At 41.7% G+C, this 18,145-nt stretch carries 18 protein-coding genes; 13 read left to right on the top strand and 5 right to left on the bottom strand.

The annotated features are described in order from the left end of the window. Positions 1-59: 59 nt before the first annotated feature. Complete coding sequence (gene folD, locus NFU46_RS13655) at positions 60-914, top strand: bifunctional methylenetetrahydrofolate dehydrogenase/methenyltetrahydrofolate cyclohydrolase FolD (RefSeq protein ID WP_054553151.1); 855 nt, start codon at positions 60-62, stop codon at positions 912-914. A gap of 51 nt (positions 915-965) precedes the next feature. Here folD and NFU46_RS13650 read toward each other — a convergent pair whose 3' ends face one another. Beyond that, entirely contained in the window at positions 966-1,850 is an 885-nt protein-coding gene (locus tag NFU46_RS13650; protein ID WP_251602577.1) for a DMT family transporter, read from the bottom strand. 136 nt (positions 1,851-1,986) lie between these two features. Further along, positions 1,987-3,366 (bottom strand): cysteine--tRNA ligase, encoded by a 1,380-nt coding sequence (cysS, locus tag NFU46_RS13645; protein ID WP_175078544.1) that lies wholly within the window; start codon positions 3,364-3,366, stop codon positions 1,987-1,989. A gap of 177 nt (positions 3,367-3,543) precedes the next feature. Here cysS and NFU46_RS13640 point away from each other — a divergent pair, with 177 nt between their 5' ends. From NFU46_RS13640 to NFU46_RS13630, 3 genes are read left to right on the top strand one after another with little or no spacing between them, the layout of a single operon-like run. Next, positions 3,544-4,035, top strand: a complete 492-nt coding sequence (locus NFU46_RS13640) for a peptidylprolyl isomerase (RefSeq protein ID WP_054562080.1) — start codon at positions 3,544-3,546, stop codon at positions 4,033-4,035. Positions 4,036-4,089: 54 nt separating this feature from the next. Next, positions 4,090-4,824: a UDP-2,3-diacylglucosamine diphosphatase gene (locus NFU46_RS13635; protein ID WP_175078546.1), complete on the top strand. Its 735-nt coding sequence runs from the start codon at positions 4,090-4,092 to the stop codon at positions 4,822-4,824. 50 nt (positions 4,825-4,874) lie between these two features. Beyond that, positions 4,875-5,672, top strand: coding sequence for a transporter substrate-binding domain-containing protein (locus tag NFU46_RS13630; RefSeq protein WP_251602575.1), 798 nt, complete (start codon positions 4,875-4,877; stop codon positions 5,670-5,672). A gap of 133 nt (positions 5,673-5,805) precedes the next feature. Here NFU46_RS13630 and miaE read toward each other — a convergent pair whose 3' ends face one another. Continuing rightward, the gene (miaE, locus tag NFU46_RS13625) at positions 5,806-6,564 is read right to left on the bottom strand and encodes a tRNA isopentenyl-2-thiomethyl-A-37 hydroxylase MiaE (protein ID WP_058586359.1); all 759 of its coding nucleotides are present in this window, start codon (positions 6,562-6,564) and stop codon (positions 5,806-5,808) included. A gap of 230 nt (positions 6,565-6,794) precedes the next feature. Between miaE and NFU46_RS13620 the strand changes: the two genes are divergently transcribed. Continuing rightward, positions 6,795-7,394: a Yip1 family protein gene (locus NFU46_RS13620; protein WP_058586311.1), complete on the top strand. Its 600-nt coding sequence runs from the start codon at positions 6,795-6,797 to the stop codon at positions 7,392-7,394. A gap of 53 nt (positions 7,395-7,447) precedes the next feature. Here NFU46_RS13620 and NFU46_RS13615 read toward each other — a convergent pair whose 3' ends face one another. After that, the gene (locus NFU46_RS13615) at positions 7,448-8,320 is read right to left on the bottom strand and encodes a mechanosensitive ion channel family protein (RefSeq protein ID WP_175082764.1); all 873 of its coding nucleotides are present in this window, start codon (positions 8,318-8,320) and stop codon (positions 7,448-7,450) included. A gap of 197 nt (positions 8,321-8,517) precedes the next feature. Between NFU46_RS13615 and NFU46_RS13610 the strand changes: the two genes are divergently transcribed. The 6 genes from NFU46_RS13610 to NFU46_RS13585 all read left to right on the top strand — a co-directional run bounded on the left by NFU46_RS13610 (position 8,518) and on the right by NFU46_RS13585 (position 15,706). Beyond that, complete coding sequence (locus NFU46_RS13610) at positions 8,518-8,727, top strand: hypothetical protein (protein WP_054561957.1); 210 nt, start codon at positions 8,518-8,520, stop codon at positions 8,725-8,727. A gap of 216 nt (positions 8,728-8,943) precedes the next feature. Then, positions 8,944-11,082, top strand: coding sequence for a M3 family metallopeptidase (locus NFU46_RS13605; protein ID WP_251602573.1), 2,139 nt, complete (start codon positions 8,944-8,946; stop codon positions 11,080-11,082). Positions 11,083-11,229: 147 nt separating this feature from the next. Beyond that, positions 11,230-12,657: an amidohydrolase family protein gene (locus tag NFU46_RS13600; protein WP_251602571.1), complete on the top strand. Its 1,428-nt coding sequence runs from the start codon at positions 11,230-11,232 to the stop codon at positions 12,655-12,657. Positions 12,658-12,756: 99 nt separating this feature from the next. Further along, positions 12,757-13,614: a carboxylate/amino acid/amine transporter gene (locus tag NFU46_RS13595; RefSeq protein ID WP_054561959.1), complete on the top strand. Its 858-nt coding sequence runs from the start codon at positions 12,757-12,759 to the stop codon at positions 13,612-13,614. A gap of 35 nt (positions 13,615-13,649) precedes the next feature. Next, complete coding sequence (locus tag NFU46_RS13590; RefSeq protein ID WP_251602569.1) at positions 13,650-14,879, top strand: glycerophosphodiester phosphodiesterase family protein; 1,230 nt, start codon at positions 13,650-13,652, stop codon at positions 14,877-14,879. Between the two features lie 89 nt (positions 14,880-14,968). Further along, positions 14,969-15,706: a dienelactone hydrolase family protein gene (locus NFU46_RS13585; protein WP_251602567.1), complete on the top strand. Its 738-nt coding sequence runs from the start codon at positions 14,969-14,971 to the stop codon at positions 15,704-15,706. Here NFU46_RS13585 and NFU46_RS13580 read toward each other — a convergent pair. Then, a complete protein-coding gene (locus NFU46_RS13580) occupies positions 15,703-16,614 on the bottom strand; it encodes a LysR family transcriptional regulator (RefSeq protein ID WP_058585515.1) in 912 nt (303 codons plus the stop codon). The two genes, NFU46_RS13585 and NFU46_RS13580, sit on opposite strands and share 4 nt — an antisense overlap. Positions 16,615-16,748: 134 nt before the next feature. On the opposite strand from NFU46_RS13580, the gene NFU46_RS13575 reads away from it, so the two are divergent. Next, a complete protein-coding gene (locus tag NFU46_RS13575) occupies positions 16,749-17,435 on the top strand; it encodes a type 1 glutamine amidotransferase domain-containing protein (protein WP_062565094.1) in 687 nt (228 codons plus the stop codon). Between the two features lie 112 nt (positions 17,436-17,547). Then, positions 17,548-18,138 carry a rhomboid family intramembrane serine protease gene (locus NFU46_RS13570; RefSeq protein ID WP_175082757.1) on the top strand — a complete coding sequence of 197 codons (591 nt, stop codon included), beginning with the start codon at positions 17,548-17,550 and terminating at the stop codon, positions 18,136-18,138. Positions 18,139-18,145: the final 7 nt, after the last annotated feature.

Here is an 18,145-nt window from a genome sequence, read left to right as displayed (position 1 = left end):
GGATAATCATATTTAGATGTATCAGTATCAAGTTAACTAACCCCAATTAAAGGTCACCCATGACGGCAAACATCATCGATGGTAAGGCAATAGCTAAACAAGTACGCAGCAATGTAGCAGAGCGAGTTGCAGAGCGTGTAGCGAATGGATTACGCGCTCCAGGACTAGCAGTTGTGTTAGTTGGTCAAGATCCAGCTAGCCAAGTGTATGTTGGTTCTAAACGTAAAGCATGTGAAGAAGTCGGCTTTGTATCTAAGTCTTACGATTTACCTGGCGACACAACTGAGCAAGATTTACTTGCATTAATAGATCAACTAAACGAAGACAAAGAAGTAGACGGTATTCTAGTACAGTTACCTTTACCTCAGGGTCTTGATGCTGAAAAAATTCTTGAACGCATCACACCACATAAAGATGTTGATGGTTTCCACCCTTATAACATTGGTCGTTTAGCTCAGCGTATGCCGGCACTTCGTCCTTGTACACCGAAGGGTATTATCACCCTACTCGACTCTACCGGTGTTCGCTATAAAGGTATGCACGCAGTTGTTGTTGGTGCATCAAACATTGTTGGTCGTCCTATGTCACTTGAGCTTTTACTTGCAGGCTGTACAACAACGGTTTGTCATAAGTTTACTCAAGATTTAGAAACGCATGTTCGCCGCGCTGATTTATTAGTTGTTGCGGTTGGTAAACCTGAGTTCATTCCGGGTGATTGGGTTAAAGAAGGTGCTATCGTAATTGATGTAGGCATTAACCGCCTTGAATCTGGCAAGCTTGTTGGTGATGTTGAATACGATATCGCTGAACAAAAAGCACATTTCATTACACCAGTACCAGGTGGTGTTGGCCCAATGACTGTGGCAAGCTTAATCGAAAACACTCTTGAAGCGTGTGAAAAGTACCACAGCTAAGAAGAGCTAAATTATTGCAAAAGGCTGCCAATGGGCAGCCTTTTTTTGGTATTAAGAGCGCTGTAGTTTGAACTGCCTAAGCTTTAGCATCTGGGGGAGCACTGAAAACACAATCATCATAAACATTAATAGGTATTGCCAGTCTTGATATTGTTCGTTTATGAGTAAAACAGCGCATACGATTCCCGCGATTGGGTTAGCAATAGTGCCGAATGAAAACTCAGCCACAGTCATGCGCCCTAATAACCAAACATACAAAATATAAGCAATAGCGGTATTGGGCACGATTAACCAAAATAGCGCAGAATATTGCAGTGCTGAGATAGGCTTAAATATCACTTGGTATTGCTCTGGGTGAAGTAAACTGCCATCAATAAACGCAGCCAATAATAAAATAGTGCCGCCAATGATTAACTGCCAGGTAAGCACAACCCACCAATGAATATGCACCGACAAACTCTGTACCAAGGTGCTACCAATCACAATAGTCAGTAAGGCCCCAAATAAAGCAGCCACTCCCAATACATTTAATGACACGTGTGCTGGGTCAAACAACAACCACGCCAATACCACCAGCGCCATAGCACAGAATGCTTGAATTTTTGCAGGCCGCTGCCCTTTAGTAAGCCAAGCATATAAAAGAGCCACAACCGGCACAGACACCATCCCTACCCCTGCTATAGCTGCAGGAAGGTTTACCGCCATGATAAAAATAAAGGCAAAAAACAGCGCGATATTCACAGCACCTAGCGTTAACAAACTTGGCCACTGCCAACGGGTTGGCAAACTAGGTTTAAGCAATAAAAGTAATAACCCTGCAGGTAATGCACGCAATGCGCCTAATAAAAGTGGCGGCCAATCAGGTGTGGCATATTTGGTCACTGCATAGGTGGTGCCCCATAAAAAGGCGGGGATCATGGCAAGTAAAATATTCAATGTCTGTCCTTGTTAATACGAAGAGATGGCAAGGTAAAAGCTCAAGTACAGTTGAGGTCAATAGCTATATTGATTAATAACAAAAAAGGTTGCCTCGTTGGCAACCTTTTTTAATGAATCATGATTCGATGAGTAGTTAGGCTTTACGCCATGTTGTTTTACCAGCTGAATCTTCAAGTACCACACCAAGCGCATTCAATGCATCGCGCGCTTCATCAGCTGCCGCCCAATCTTTACTTGCGCGGGCTTCGTTACGTTTTGCTATTAACGCTTCGATATGTGCTACTTCGTCGTCAGCTTGGCCACCTTGCAAAAAGGCTTCTGGGTCTTGTTGTGCAACGCCTAGTACCTCTGCAACACTGCGTAGTACATAAGCTAGCTTACCTGCTTGCTCTGTATCGCTATCTTTAACACGGTTTAGCTCTTTTGCTAATTCAAATAATACTGGTAGTGCTTCAGGGGTGTTAAAGTCATCATCCATCGCTTTTCTGAATTTAGCCACATATTCATTGCTAGCTAAATCGCACTCGATTGGCGTTACGCCACGCAATGCAGTGTAAATACGTTCAAGTGACGAACGTGCTTGCTCAAGGTTTTCTTGCGAATAGTTAAGCTGGCTACGGTAGTGACCTGAAATTAAGAAATAACGAACTGATTCAGCATCATACTCTTTTAGTACGTCACGTACGGTAAAGAAGTTGTTTAAAGACTTAGACATCTTCTCTTTATTAACCTGAACCATACCTGTGTGGATCCACGTATTAACGTACTTGCCGTTATTTGCACAGCATGACTGAGCAATTTCGTTTTCATGGTGCGGGAACTGTAAATCTGAACCACCACCGTGAATATCAAAGTGCTCACCTAAGTGCTTAGAACTCATTGCTGAACATTCAATATGCCAACCAGGGCGACCCTCACCCCATGGTGAAGACCATGACGGCTCTTCTGGCTTGGCTTTTTTCCATAGTACGAAATCAAGTGGATCTTGCTTATCTTGTGCAACTTCAACACGTGAACCTGCTTGTAGCATGGTTAGGTCTTGTTGCGATAAAGCACCGTATTGCTCAAAGGTTGATACGTCAAACAATACATCACCGTCTGCAGCAACATACGCATGGCCTTTGGCAATTAAACGCTCAACCATAGCGATTATTTCATCCATGTGGTTTGTTACTGTTGGCTCAACATCCGGACGCAACATATTTAAGCTGTCGAAATCTTCATGCATAGCTTTGGTCATACGAGTCGTTAGATCATTAATTGACTCACCATTTTCGTTAGCACGTTTAATGATTTTGTCGTCTACATCTGTGATGTTACGAACGTATTTTAAATCGTAACCGATGTGGCGTAGGTAACGAACAATCACGTCAAAACCAACAAAAGTACGAGCGTGACCGATGTGACAGTAATCATAAATGGTGATACCACACACGTACATGTCGATTTTGCCATCAACAAGGGGTTTAAACTGCTCTTTTTGTCGCGTAAGTGTGTTGTAAATTTGTACCATTTATAAAATGTCCTTAACGGTGTTTCGAGATTCTCTATGGTAACACTTGCAAAGCCGCTGCTCTAGCGCTTTATCAATTGAATAAGCACTTTGTTAATCGTTTTAAACAAGCTCTTTGTTAATCAAAGACAACTACTATAAAATAGCCCCATTATTAAACCTGATATAGGAAACCTCATGGTTGTACTACACACAAACTTTGGTGACATCACTATCAAGATGCACGAAAGCGATGCACCAAACACTGTTAAAAACTTCTTAGAGTATGCAAACGCTGGCTTTTACAACGGCACTATTTTTCACCGTGTAATTGATGGTTTTATGGTACAAGGCGGTGGTTTTGAGCCGGGTATGGTTCAAAAAGAAGTAAACAACCCTATCGAAAACGAAGCAAACAATGGCCTTGCAAATAAAGTGGGCACATTAGCAATGGCACGTACGCCGGATCCACATTCAGCGACTGCGCAGTTCTTCATTAACGTTAACGACAATGACTTCTTAAACTTCAGCAGTGAAACATCACAAGGCTGGGGCTACTGCGTGTTCGCAGAAGTTGTTGAAGGTATGGACGTGGTAAACAAAATCAAAGGTGTTGCTACTGGCAGCGCTGGCTTCCACCAAGACGTACCTCTTGAAGATGTAATCATCGAAAAAGTAACGGTTAGCTAATTTAATCGTTTAGTCTTTTTAAGCGGGCCTTTGCCCGCTTTTTTGCGAGTAACCATGAAACAAAGTTATTTTATTGCCGACCTCCATTTAACAGAAAACCGCCCAGACATCACTGCGGCATTTTTTGATTTTCTTGATAGCAAGATTATTAATGATGACGTTGATGCACTTTATATTTTGGGTGACTTTTTTGAAGTATGGGTAGGTGATGACTATCAAACTGACCTTTCAAAGAGTGTTGCCGCACGTTTAAGCCAAGTCAGTGAAAGTGGTACTGAGGTGTTTTTTATTCATGGTAATCGCGATTTCATTATGCGAGAAGACTATGCAAAAAGCGCAAGTATGACTTTACTACCTGAACAAGTTGTTATTGATTTATACGGTACTCCAACAGTTATCTTGCACGGTGATGAAATGTGCACTCAAGATATTGAATATCAAAAGTTTCGTAAAAAAAGTCGTGGTTGGTGGTGGCCAAAATTAATGCTTGCTATGCCGCTTTGGTATCGTAAAAAAATTGCCCGCAACGCCCGCGAAAAATCAAAACAAAGCCAAGCTGGCAAAGCATTAGAGATTTTAGATGTGACCGAAGATGCAGTTTTAGCCATGTTTGAAAAGCATCAGGTTACTAATATGATCCACGGTCATACTCACCGCCCTAATGTGCATCATTATAAGCAAAATGGAAAAACACTAACCCGCACTGTACTGGGTGACTGGTATGAGCAAGGTTCATACTTAAGAGCTACTCCAGAGCAGCAAAAACTAGTCCACACGCCCTTTAAATAACCAATTTTTTAACTATGCTTTAACCAGTATTGTCAAAAAATGCATTATCTATGATGAGTCGGTTAAGCCTTTTATGTTGTTGTTTACTAATTAGCTTTTCAATCAATTGCCAAACTTGGCAATTGGTCACAGAGCCGTTTCCTCCTTATTTTATTGATGAGCCAAATAAGCCAGGCTGGCTGCACGAAGTCATCATCGCAGCACTGAAAACACAAAAACATCAAGCCACTATTGAATACACACATTGGGCTCGCGCGCTAAAGCTTGCCAAGCGCCATAAACGTGTCGCAGTGCTAGGTGCTTTTTATACAAAGCAAAGAGCGAGAGATTTTACATATTCACCTTCATTAGCAACCGCACATACCGTGTTATTCAAGCGTGTTGATAGCAAAATAACTTACACTGGCTCTTTGTATTCATTAAAGCCATATACAATCAGTAAAGGTGAAGACTATGTGGTAAGTGAGCAATTTGAGCACCACCCAAACCTTAGCGTGACAACCACAGGTAGCTTGATTGAGAGCTTGTTGCTATTAAAGCATGGTCGTGTTGATTTAGTTGCAGGCACAAAAGAGGTTGCCTTGTATTGGCTCGATAATAGCGAGCGCTTACAGCAAGCAAAGCAAACAGAATTAGAAATAGTTACCCCCTATCTTGCTACTCAACACTTATATGTGATTACTGATAAAAATCACCCTCAGGCTGAGCTTTTTCAGCAAAGTTTATCTTTAGGTCTTAAAGCAATTACGGCGTCAGGCAAGCTTTTAGAGATACTGAAGCATTATGAACTGAATGAAAAAGAAATTAGTCACATTACGCAACTATATGAAAAAACCTATGCTAACTAATTTTGTTCTTTTTCAAGCCTGGCAAGGTAATCTTAAACTGGGTTGCGATGCCTTCAGGTAGGTCTTCCTTTGCAGCTAGCTGGATTTTTCCGTTAAGAATTAGAGCGCCAAACAGGCGCTCTGGTTTAATATATTATGCAGGCACACCGCTGTGAAATTTAAAGTCTTCATCTGGGGTAGAAATTAACTCAGCTTCAAGCTGACCAAAAAATTCAACACGTTCAGTGATATCAAATTCACTGATTTCTTGCGCAAGAGTTAAATAATCTTGGTAATGACGCGCTTCAGAGCGCAATAATGAAATATAAAAATCACCTAAGCGCTTATCAACATGCGGAGCTAATTTAGCAAAGCGCTCACATGAGCGTGCTTCGATGTAAGCACCTATAATTAACTTATCTACCAAAGCATCTGGCTCGTAAGTTTTTACATGGCGCAGCATCCCTTTGGCATAACGACATGGGGTAATGCTTTTATATTCAATACCGTATTCATCCATGATCTCAAGAACTTGATAAAAGTGATGTAGTTCTTCTTTAATGAGCATCACCATTTTATCGATAAGGTCTTGCCCATAAGGAGAATTCGATTTTGGGATCATTGATTTAGTCAGCTTGTTTTTATCTGCAAGCTCACGCCAATCCCCTTCACGCTTATAAATAAGTGTTTCAAATGGTTTTAACCACTCAAGCAACGCATCACTACTTTCTTTATCAACCGCGTACTTACGAATTAAAAACATAGCAGACTGAGCTGCTTTTAATTCACAGATAAGATGGTCGATTAAAACCACATCTAAGTTTTCTTTTTTGGTTGCCGCAGCAATCCACTCATCAGGCGTTTCGCACTTTAAAAAAGAATGAATGGGTGCTAACAAATCAGAATAAGGCACTAAATAACTTCTCATCAAAAATCTTAATTCGATTTTATCACATAAATTAGCCCGCATTCCATGACCCACATCAGTGCAAAGTAATTTTCTATATGCACTAAAGAGTTACATTTAATCGACTATTTCGATTATTTCAGCTTCTTGACAAGATTTAATTACTGAACCATAACTTAATCAAAGCTGTACAAAAATAAAACAGCTCATATTCCTTTTTTACAGGGGCAATGATTATGATTCTAAACCACTTATGGGGCTTATACGCTCACCCACTCGAAGAATGGCAGACAATTGATAACCGTCACGAAAGCTTGCGCTATAGCTTATCGCACATTTTATTAATAGCCTGTATTCCTTCAATAATGGGCTACTATTCATCTGTTTATTTGGGCTGGAGTATTGGCGCAGGTGAGGCCGTATATTTAACCCATGATAGTGCATTACTTATCGCGGTTGCGATGTACTTTGCACTAATTGCGGGCGTGTTTGCACTGGCATATTTAGCTCATTGGATGGCAGTGACCTTTGGTGCAAAACCCACCTTCACACAAACCCTAGAGCTTGCAGCTTATACAGCAACGCCAGTATTTATGTCTTCATTTGCGGCATTCTTACCTGAACTATGGTTTGTGGTGTGTGTAGGCCTTGTAGCACTGGCTTATTCTGTTTACTTACTCTACACAGGGGTGCCAATTTTAATGCACATTCCTGAAGAGCGAGGTTTTATCTATGCCAGTTCGGTGGTCACGTGTGGGCTGATCTTACTGGTAATTATTTTAGCTGCGACAGCTATCTTGTGGACTAACGGGATTGTCCACCCTATGTTTACCTAGTTTCATTATTATTCATTCTTTCGTAAAGCAAAAAAGCGGCCTAGCCGCTTTTTTTATTTTTGGCTGTTACGCCTTGTTAAAGCAATCTCACCATCGATATGAATATCGCGCTGCGGGAATGCAATGGTAATGTTATTTTCAGCAAATACTTTATAAATGCTAAAACGCAGCTCACTGCGCACTTGGCGAAGCGGTGCTTCTGATTCAGCACATACCCAGAAAATAGCGCTAAAAGTTAAAGAGCTATCAGCAAAGTCATCAAATAACACAGATGATGCAGGTGTTTTTAAAATGGCAGGGTGATCATCAAGAATTTGCTTCATCAGCTTCTCTACAAGCACCACGTCTGAACCATAAGCAACACCAACATTCACAAACGAACGGGCATTACGGTCAATTAAGGTCCAGTTAGTTACCGTGTTTTCTAATAACTGGCTATTTGGTACCAGCATATGCACACCATCGTTACGTCGAATTCGGGTAGAACGCGTATTAATTGTCTCAACGACTCCTTTAGCAGTTCCCACTTCTAAAAAGTCGCCAATACGAATTGGTCGCTCCCACATTAAAATCCAACCACTAATAAAGTTATTGATAATGTTTTGCGCACCAAAACCAACACCAATTGCAATGGCACCAGAAACAAATGCAAACGCCGTTAGAGGAATATTGAGTACCTCTAGCGAGGTAAACACAAGTACTGCGATGGTCACAACAAGGTAAATACGGGTGAATAGATGAACGGCGTCAGGGCCTAGGTTTTTTGCCAGTAATGCTTTCTTAATTAATCGACCAATCCAGGTGACCACAAACCACATTAAAAACAGTACCAAAGGTACTTGAATTACTTTTAGTACAGTAATTTGCACATCATTGTAGGTGAACAATACAAACGATAATGCAGATTGCAGATCAGCAAGGGTCATAAATTAACATTCCTAGTAAAAATCAATTTGGTTCAGTTGTGACTAAGTTTAGCACGGCATAATAGGTGAAAACTTGGTAAATACTAAGTTCTTTATGCGCAATATGCGCTAATTATTAACTATTTTAGCCTACAGCTGCTATATACATAGAGAGAGCTTGAGGTTTCACAAGCTTTGAATAGCACGAGGAGAACACAATGTCACAAATGACACTCACACAAAAACTTGCCACTTTACAACCCTTGGTTGATCTAAACTTATTTGAATCAAGTTTAGAGTACCGTAACCGAATCTTAAACTTACTTGCTGAGCAAGAGCACTCACTGAATTTAATTAACAAAGAGTTTGGCAACGCTATGCCAGAAAGCTTTGGCTCAGAGAAAAAGTTTGTGTTGGGTTACAACTAACCTATGGTAATTTATTACCAACAAGATTTAAACTGGCAGCTAGTGCCACTTTTTACTTAAGTGAGCCATTAATAAACAATTGATGGCTTTTTACACATTTTTATCCCTCAACAGCTTTATTTGCGTTCAAATTCCCCATTCAGACGACAAACTTGATTGTTTCTAGCTAAAAATTTGATAAGTTAGAAAAGATTTATCCACATTTTTGGAGCTCTCATGCGTAAGACCTTAGTAGCAACTACGATTGCTAGTGTGCTTTTATTATCTGCTTGTAGTTCACAACAAGCCGACACTCAAACTCAAGTTGAAACTGCCGCTGAAACACAAACAGCTAATGTTGAAAACGTTCTTTTCAAGCCAAGCCCTTTACAATATATGGCCCCTGAGTTTGATAAAATTTCGACTAAAGACTACGAGCCAGCGTTTGAAGCAGGTATCGCACAGCAAAAAGCTGAAATTTCAAAAATTGCAAACAACCCAGAACCAGCAACATTTGAAAATACCCTTGTTGCTATGGAGTACTCTGGTGAGCTATTAGACCGCACGTCTGCGGCATTTTTTAACTTATCAGGTTTAATCTCTGACAGTGAGTACCAACGTATCGCCGCTAAAATGGCGCCAATTATGTCAGCTCACACTGATGACATTTACTTAAACAAAGCTTTATTTGCTCGCGTACAAAGCATTTACGACAACAAAGCGTCATTAAATGCTGAAGATCAACGCCTTGTTGATTATTACTACAAAAAGTTTGTTAACGCAGGTGCAAAACTAACTGAAGCTGAAAAAACAAAAATGCGTGAAATCAACGCAGAGCTTGCCAAGCTTTCAACTGAGTTTTCACAAAATATCTTAAAATCATTTAAAGAAGATGTGATTTTAGTTAAAGATAAAAGCGAATTAGCGGGTTTATCTGAAGGTGAAATTGCAAGCCTTGCAGCTGCAGCCAAAAAAGCAGGTAAAGAAGGTTACATGATCACATTGGTGAACACGACTCGCCAACCTATCTTACAAAGCCTTGAAAACCGCAAGCTTCGTGAAAAGATTTGGACAACTTCTTCAACGCGTGCACAAGCAACAAACAGCCCTATCATCATCAAAGAAACTAAGCTACGTGCAGAAAAAGCGGCATTACTTGGTTATAAAGACTGGGCTTCGTATGTAATGACTAATCGTATGGCGCAAACAACTGAAAATGTTTACGGCATCCTTGATGACTTAGCGCCGAAAGCGGTTGCTAAAGCAGAAGCAGAAGCAGAGCAAATCCAACAAGTAATCAAAAAGTCAGGTGAAACATTTGCGCTTCAACCTTGGGACTGGGCGTTTTACGCTGAAAAAGTTCGCCAAGAGAAGTACGACTTAGACCCAGCTTTAGTTAAGCCTTACTTTGAAATGCAGTCAGTGATCCACGACGGTCTATTCTTTGCGATGAATAAACTTTATGGCATTACCTTTAAAGAGCGTAAAGACCTACCGGTTTATCACGAAGACGTCATGGTGTTTGAAGTATTTAACGAAGACGGTAGCGCTATTGGCCTATTCTACATGGACCCTTACGCACGTGAAGGTAAACGTGGTGGTGCCTGGATGAGTGCCTATGTTAGCCAAAGCGGTCTTAAAGACACGATGCCTGTGATCTACAATGCACAGAACATTCCTAAGCCAGCTGAAGGTCAACCAACACTCATGACTTTCTCTGAAGTAACAACGATGTTCCATGAGTTTGGTCATGCTGCGCACGGTTTATTCTCTGATGTTAAATACCCAAGCTTAGCAGGTACAGCAACTGCTCGTGACTTTGTTGAATTCCCTTCACAAGCAAACGAAGACTGGAATATAGAACCGACAGTACTTGCAAACTACGCCAAGCACTACAAAACAGGTGAACCAATTCCAAAAGCGTTACTTGCGAAAGTACTTGAGTCACAAAAGTTCAACCAAGGCTTTGATACAACTGAGTACTTAGCGGCGGCACTGCTTGATATGGAATGGCACTCATTTGGTGTTGATGCTGATATCACTGACGTACAAAAGTTTGAACATGATGCATTAGACAAGCATGGTATTGCATATTACCCAGTACCACCACGTTATAAGTCTTGCTACTTCAGCCATACCTTTGCCGGTGGTTACTCAGCGGGTTATTACGCTTACCTTTGGACTGAAGTATTCGCAGCAGATGCGTTTGCACACATGACTGAAGAAGGTGGTTTAACACGTGAAAACGGTGATAATTTCCGTAAAGAGATTTTATCAAAAGGTAACAGCCGCGACTTAATGCAAAGCTACATTGAGTTCCGTGGTCAAAAACCAACAACAGACGCACTATTAAAGCGTCGTGGTTTAGTTGAATAATCACCATGATGTTTAAAGTATGAGGGGAAACCCTCATACTTTTTAAGTACCAATTAAACTTTCACCCCACTTTTATTCCTATTCACCTCAAAGCCATTGTCAGTTAACTCGTTTTTGCTAACCTCAAAGAAAAACACGAGTTCACACATGAAAAATACTTTACTTTTAGGACTTTGCTCAGCTTTAGCTGCATGTTCATCAACCCCAGATGAGCGCGCTGACATCGTGATAGAAAACGCCCAAATTATTGATATGCAAACTGGGGCTATCTCAGCAAAGCAATCTCTTGCCATTCGCGATGGAATTATCATCAAACGTAGCGATAAACCTTTAAGTAGCCACTATCAAAGCTCAACATTGATTGATGCAAAAGGTCAGTATGTCATGCCTGGTCTATGGGATATGCATGTCCACTTTGGCGGTGGTGATGAACTTATTGAAGAGAATAAACAGCTCTTGCCACTGTATTTAGCTTACGGCGTAACGACTGTTCGTGATGCTGCGGCTGATTTAAGTGAATCTGTACTTAGCTGGCGAGAACAAGTAAAACAAGGTCAGTTAGTGGGCCCAACTATTTTCACCTCAGGCCCGAAATTAGAAGGTAAAGGGTCTATTTGGCCTGGTGATTTAGAAGTAGAAACGACTGAAGAAATGCATGCTGCAATGGATCTGTTAGACAGCATGGACGTTGATTTTATCAAAATTACCGACAGCGCTTTAACGCCTGAGCTTTATCTAAAGGCAGTAAAAGAGGTCAAAAAACGGGGTTACCAAATTTCGGGTCATATTCCATTTTCATTGTCTGTGACTGATGTCTCCAAGGCGGGGCTTGATGCCATTGAGCATATGACCTATATGCTTAAAGCTGCGGCTAAAAACGAAGCAGATATTTCTGCAAAGGTTGCCTCAAAAGAGCTGAGCTATCGCACTGCGCTGCCCATTATCACCGCGCAGTTTGATGAACCAACAGCCATTGAGAAGTTTACGGTTCTTGCTAACAACGACACCGCCGTGGTGCCAACCTTGATTGGTGGCAAAATAACGGCTTACATTGATGAAGATAATCATCAGGACGATGCCTATTTAGATTATTTAGGTAAGGGTTTAAAAGCAACTTATCAGTGGCGAGTTGATAGAGCGAACAAAGACACCCCTGCACAAATCAAACAGCGCAAAGAGCGTTTTATTAAAACCGCACAGTTACTCCCTATCGCCCAACAAGCAGGTGTGAGCATTATTGCAGGCACAGATGCAGGCTTTTTAAATTCGTATATTTATCCGGGGCTTTCTTTACACCAAGAACTGAGTATTTTTACTGAATATGGCCTAACACCACTGCAAACGCTGCAAGCTGCAACGCTCGCGGGGCCTAAATTTTTAAATAAACAACAGCAATACGGTGCACTTAGTGAAGGCAAAGTAGCGGATCTCATTTTGCTTTCAAAAAACCCGCTTATTGATATTCGTAACACACAAACACTAAGTGGTGTTGTCTCGCACAGCACGTTTTACGATAGCAACGCACTCGAGCGATTAAAGCAACAAGCAAAAGCCTTTGTTGCCAGCCAACCCTAACCCCCCCATTGCCCATGACCGCGTATTATCCGTCATGGGCAATTTTAATTTTCAGCCATCTCATATACACTGCCCTTTTTTGCACATAACTCGAATAACATGACCTACTTATTTGCTGTAACCCTGCTTTGGGCCTTTTCGTTTAGTCTTATTGGTGTTTATTTAGCAGGCCAAGTGGATGCATGGTTTAGTGTGTTAATGCGCATTGGCTTGGCAACTTGCGTGTTTTTGCCCTTTTTACACTGGCGTAAAACCCCTAAAGCCTTAGCACTAAAGCTCATGGCAATAGGCGCAGTACAACTTGGTGTGATGTACAGCTTCTATTACCATTCGTTTTTGTACCTTAGCGTGCCCGAGGTACTGCTATTCACGGTAATGACGCCACTTTACATCACTTTGTTAAACGATTTGCTTGAAAAGCGTTTTAATGCCAAGTTTTTATTCGCCGCTATGCTAGCTATTTTAGGCGCCGTTGCTATTCGCTATGAAGGCGTCGATGAAAACTACCTTATTGGTATGTTAATGGTTCAGGCTGCCAATATTTGCTTTGCTACCGGTCAAGTAACTTACAAACGTTTAATGCAAGATGAGCAACTCCCCCACTCTCGGGTGTTTGCTTGGTTCTTTATTGGCGCTTTAATTGTCGCACTGATTTGTTACGGCTTATTTGGTGATACCAGTAAGCTACCCACCACAACGACACAATGGGGCGTGTTAATTTACTTAGGCACGATTGCTTCAGGGCTTGGTTATTTCGCGTGGAATAAGGGCGCAACTATTGTCAATGTAGGTGCCTTGGCTGTCATGAATAACCTCCTGATCCCAGCAGGGATCATCGTTAACATTGTGATTTGGAATCGTGATGCCGATATCATCAAGCTTGCCATCGGCGCAGCGATTATCTTATTAGCACTTATTATAAATCAGAAACTTAATAAAACTGCCACGGAGTCATGATAGGCTAAACTCTATTCGATTAGAGGGATGCTGTTATGCGCGCACTGGTTTTATGTTGTTTAGTTTTCGTTATTCAAGGCTGTAAGAATCTGCCTGTGGATCAGGCAGTGCAAGTAGGTGCTAGGCCTTACTATTTAATCGACAAGATGACAGATGGGCCGTTAAAGCAGCAACTTGCTGAATGCGGTAATGGCCCTTTCTATAAAACTGATTTTGTAATTGGTCATCGCGGTGCCCCCATGCAGTTTCCTGAGCACAGCAAAGAGTCATATTTAGCCGCTGCAAGAATGGGCGCTGGCGTACTTGAATGTGACGTCGCCTTTACTAAAGACAAACAACTCGTGTGTCGCCATTCACAGTGTGATTTACACACCACTACCAACATTTTAGCGATTCCTGAGCTCGCTGCAAAATGCAGCCAACCTTTTACCCCGACCAAAGACGGCCAACCAGCTCAGGCTAAATGCTGCACCAGCGATATCACCCAAGCTGAGTTTTTAACCTTAAAAGCTAAAATGGATGGTGCCAACCCTAACGCCAAAACGGTCGCTGAATATATGCAAGGAACACCAAGCTGGCGCACTGATTTATACGCAAACAGTGGCACCGTAATGACCCACCAGCAAAGCATTAAGTTATTCAAATCACTGGGTGTAAAAATGACACCCGAGCTAAAAAGCCCAGAAGTTAGCATGCCATTTAACGGTTTTAGCCAGCAAGATTATGCGCAAAAAATGCTTGATGAGTATCGAGATTTAGGTGTGAATAGCCAAGATGTTTATCCGCAATCATTTAATCTTGAAGATGTGAAGTATTGGCTAAACAATCACCCTGAATTTGCAAACAACAGTATTTATCTTGATGGCCGAGATGAGCAAGCAGACTTTGATGCTATGGATGAAACAACTTGGCAGCCATCAATGCAGGCTCTATATAACGATGGAGTACGCATTATCGCACCGCCAATGTGGATGCTTTTAAGCCTTGATGAGTCAGGTGCAATCGAGCCTTCGCTTTATGCTATTAAAGCTAAACAAGCAGGACTGAACATCATTACTTGGAGTTTAGAGCGCTCTGGTCCATTAAATAATGGCGGTGGTTATTATTACCAGTCGATTGCCCGTGTAATTAAACAAGATGGGCAAATGATGAAAGTGGTAGACGTCCTTGCTAAGCAAGTGGGTGTGATGGCTATTTTCTCTGACTGGCCTGCTACTCTTACCTATTACGCAAGCTGTATGAAGTATCCCGCCTCAGAGAGTTAACTGAGCATCAATAAATTTCAAGGGCTTTTACTCGTCCAAAAGGTGGGGCTGAGGTATTATTAGCTAAACCGTTTTTTACAAGGATAAACATGATTATTCAGCACCATAGCCACGACATAGCGACCAACACAGGTGTAATGCGCACCAGTATTTATCGCCCTGTAGAGGAAGGTAAATACCCGTGTATTATCTTCTACTCTGAGATTTTCCAAGAAACAGCACCAATTGCACGCTCTGCTGCAATACTTGCTGGTCATGGCTTTGTCGTGTTAGTGCCAGAAGTTTTTCATGAGTTAAATCCTATTGGGACAGTACTTGCCTATGATGATGCTGGTAAAGACAAAGGCAATGCCGACAAATGGGCAAAACCGCTTGAGAGCCATGACTCAGACACTGGCGCTTTAATTACATTTGCACGTCAGCAAGATTACTGCACAGGCAATGTAGGTGCCATGGGCGTATGTATTGGTGGTCACCTTGCATACCGTGCTGCATTAAACCCAAGTATCAAAGCCGCTTTTTGTTTATACGCGACAGATATACACAGCGATACTTTACCAGCACAAGCAGGTAATAACTCATTTGAGCGCATGGCAGATATTAAAGGTGAGATCCACTTTGTTTGGGGTAAACAAGACCCACATGTACCAAAAGAAGGCCGCCTTAAAATTTACCAACAAGTGGTGGCAACAGGCATTAATTACCAGTGGCAAGAAGTGAACGCCCAACATGCGTTTATGCGCGACGAAGGCGACCGATACGACCCAGCTCTTGCCATCAGCATGTATCAACAAGCCGTTGCTTTATTTAATCGCACACTTGTTTAAATCGTCATAGTGGCTACTTGATTAGTAAAATAATCCTTCAAGTAATCAAGTAAAACCCGCAGTTTTTTACTTCCCGCCGCCCCTGGCGGGAATACGCCATAAAGTTCAATATCAGCAGTTTTGTAATCATCTAAGATTGTGCGTAACAATCCTGCTTTGATCCTTGGCAATGCATCATAAACTGGGATTTTCGCTAAGCCATGCCCAGCTTCTACAAAGGCAGTTCGTGCAGCAGCGTTATTGGTACTTATGCCACCACTAACTGCCACCTCAAAGCGGCGTTTATCTTTTTCGAGCGTGACAACAGCACTACTTGGTTGATACACCACCCATGTATGCTCTGCTAAATCGGCAATGCTCTTTGGTATAGGGTATTTTGTAAAGTAATCGACTGAGCCACATAAGCAAGTAGCCATACTTGCAAGTTTAGTCGCTTGTAAGTTTGAGCTTTCAAGGGCCACGCCTCTAATCGCTAAGTCGTAGCCCTCTTTGATGATATCAACCACATCATCACTAAGCTGTAAATCAATATCTATTTTCGGATACAAACGCTTAAACTGAGCCAGTGCCGGTACCACAAGTTGCAAGCCTACATTCACCGGACAACTCAATTTGATAACCCCAACCGGTTCACTCTTTAAGTTCTCAAGGTGTAAGTTAGCAGCCTCAGCGTGCTCAGTGATAGCCTGACAACGTTCGTAATAAGCCATACCTGCTTCGGTGAGAGTCATGGTACGCGTTGAGCGGTTAAGTAACGTGAGCTTTAATTGCTGTTCTAATTTCTTTAAGTGATAACTAACTACAGCCCTTGATAAACCAAGTTGTTGAGCCGCTTTAGTTAAGCTGCCTTGCTGCACAATGTGGGCAAACACCACCATGCTTTTTAATTGCTCAAACGATACTTTCATACAAACTCCTAATCTAACCTGAACAATTGTATCAATTATTAAACCAATGAAGTCAAATTTATCTGCGTTGTTTAACTCGATATTCACCCCTATAGTGTTATTAACGATGTTTAATACACAAAAAGGGATTCACTATGTCAGCTAAGAAAATTTTAATGGTACTCACTTCACACGATGAACTTGGCGATACCGGCCATAAAACGGGCTTTTGGGTCGAAGAATTTGCGGCGCCCTACTACGCCTTTATTGATGCCGGTGCAGAGGTAACTTTAGCTTCTGTTAAAGGTGGCCAACCTCCGGTTGATCCAAATAGTGCAGCCCCTGATGCAGCAACCGATGCCACAAAACGTTTTGAGCAAGACAGTGCGGCAAAAACTTTAATGGCTAATACTAAACCTCTGGCTGAAGTTAAAGCCGATGATTTTGATGCGGTATTTTACCCCGGCGGCCATGGTCCGTTATGGGACTTAGTTGATAACCAAGATTCAATTAGCTTGATAGAGCAATTTCTTAACTCAGAGAAACCAGTGGGTGCAGTATGTCACGCCAGTGCAGTATTACTGAATGCGAAAAATGCAGCTGGTAAATCTGTGGTATTTGATAAAAAAGTAACCGGCTTTAGTAATTCAGAAGAAGATGCCGTACAGCTTACCAATGTTGTGCCATTACTTGTTGAAGATGAGCTAATCAAACAAGGTGGTCAGTATCAAAAAACCGATGATTGGGGCGAGCTTGCGATTGAAGATGGCCTACTAATCACAGGGCAAAACCCTGCAAGTTCTGAGCTTGCTGCGAAAAAACTATTAACCAAATTAGGTTAAACTAGGTCAATATGCTCTAGACCTTTAGTAAACACCTTGCATATCAAGGTGTTTACCTTCACTTTTAATAAGTTATACTCATTCGGTCACATTGATTTAAGAGCTTCTCATCATGACTGAAAAAAAAGCTGTCAAAATTCCTCCTATCAGTAGTAAGCGATTCGCAATTTTAGGCATTATGCTGGTGTGCTTGGTACTGCAAATAATTAATACTCTACCCGGCATAAACTTAAACGGCTTAGGTATTTTGCCAAGACAGATATCTGGTTTATCAGGGGTGTTTTTTGCGCCATTTTTACATGGTGGCTGGGCACACCTTTTTAGTAACCTAGTGCCATTTGCTATTCTCGGCTGGCTAGTTTGCCAATATAGCGTAAAACGCTTTTGGCTGGTGTTTGCAGGTACAGCGCTCATTGGTGGATTACTAGTATGGCTATTTGGCCGCAGCAATATTCATGTAGGGCTAAGTGGTGTTATCTACGGTTTATGGGGCTATTTAATTAGCTACGGCATTATGCACCGCTCATTCAAAGCCATTTTAATCAGTATTGCGGTTGTTGTGCTATACAGCGGCCTGATTTGGGGTGTCTTCCCGCAGCGCATTCATATTTCATTCGAAAGCCATTTATTCGGCGCAATTAGCGGCGCATTCATCGGCTATATTATGGCAAAGCGTGATAAGCAAAAGAGCCCTAAGCTTTAAACTGACA

This window comes from Pseudoalteromonas sp. NCCP-2140, assembly GCF_023708065.1.
GTDB lineage: Bacteria > Pseudomonadota > Gammaproteobacteria > Enterobacterales > Alteromonadaceae > Pseudoalteromonas.
Note: the sequence above shows the minus strand (reverse complement) of the source record. Positions and strands in the feature narration are given on the sequence as shown.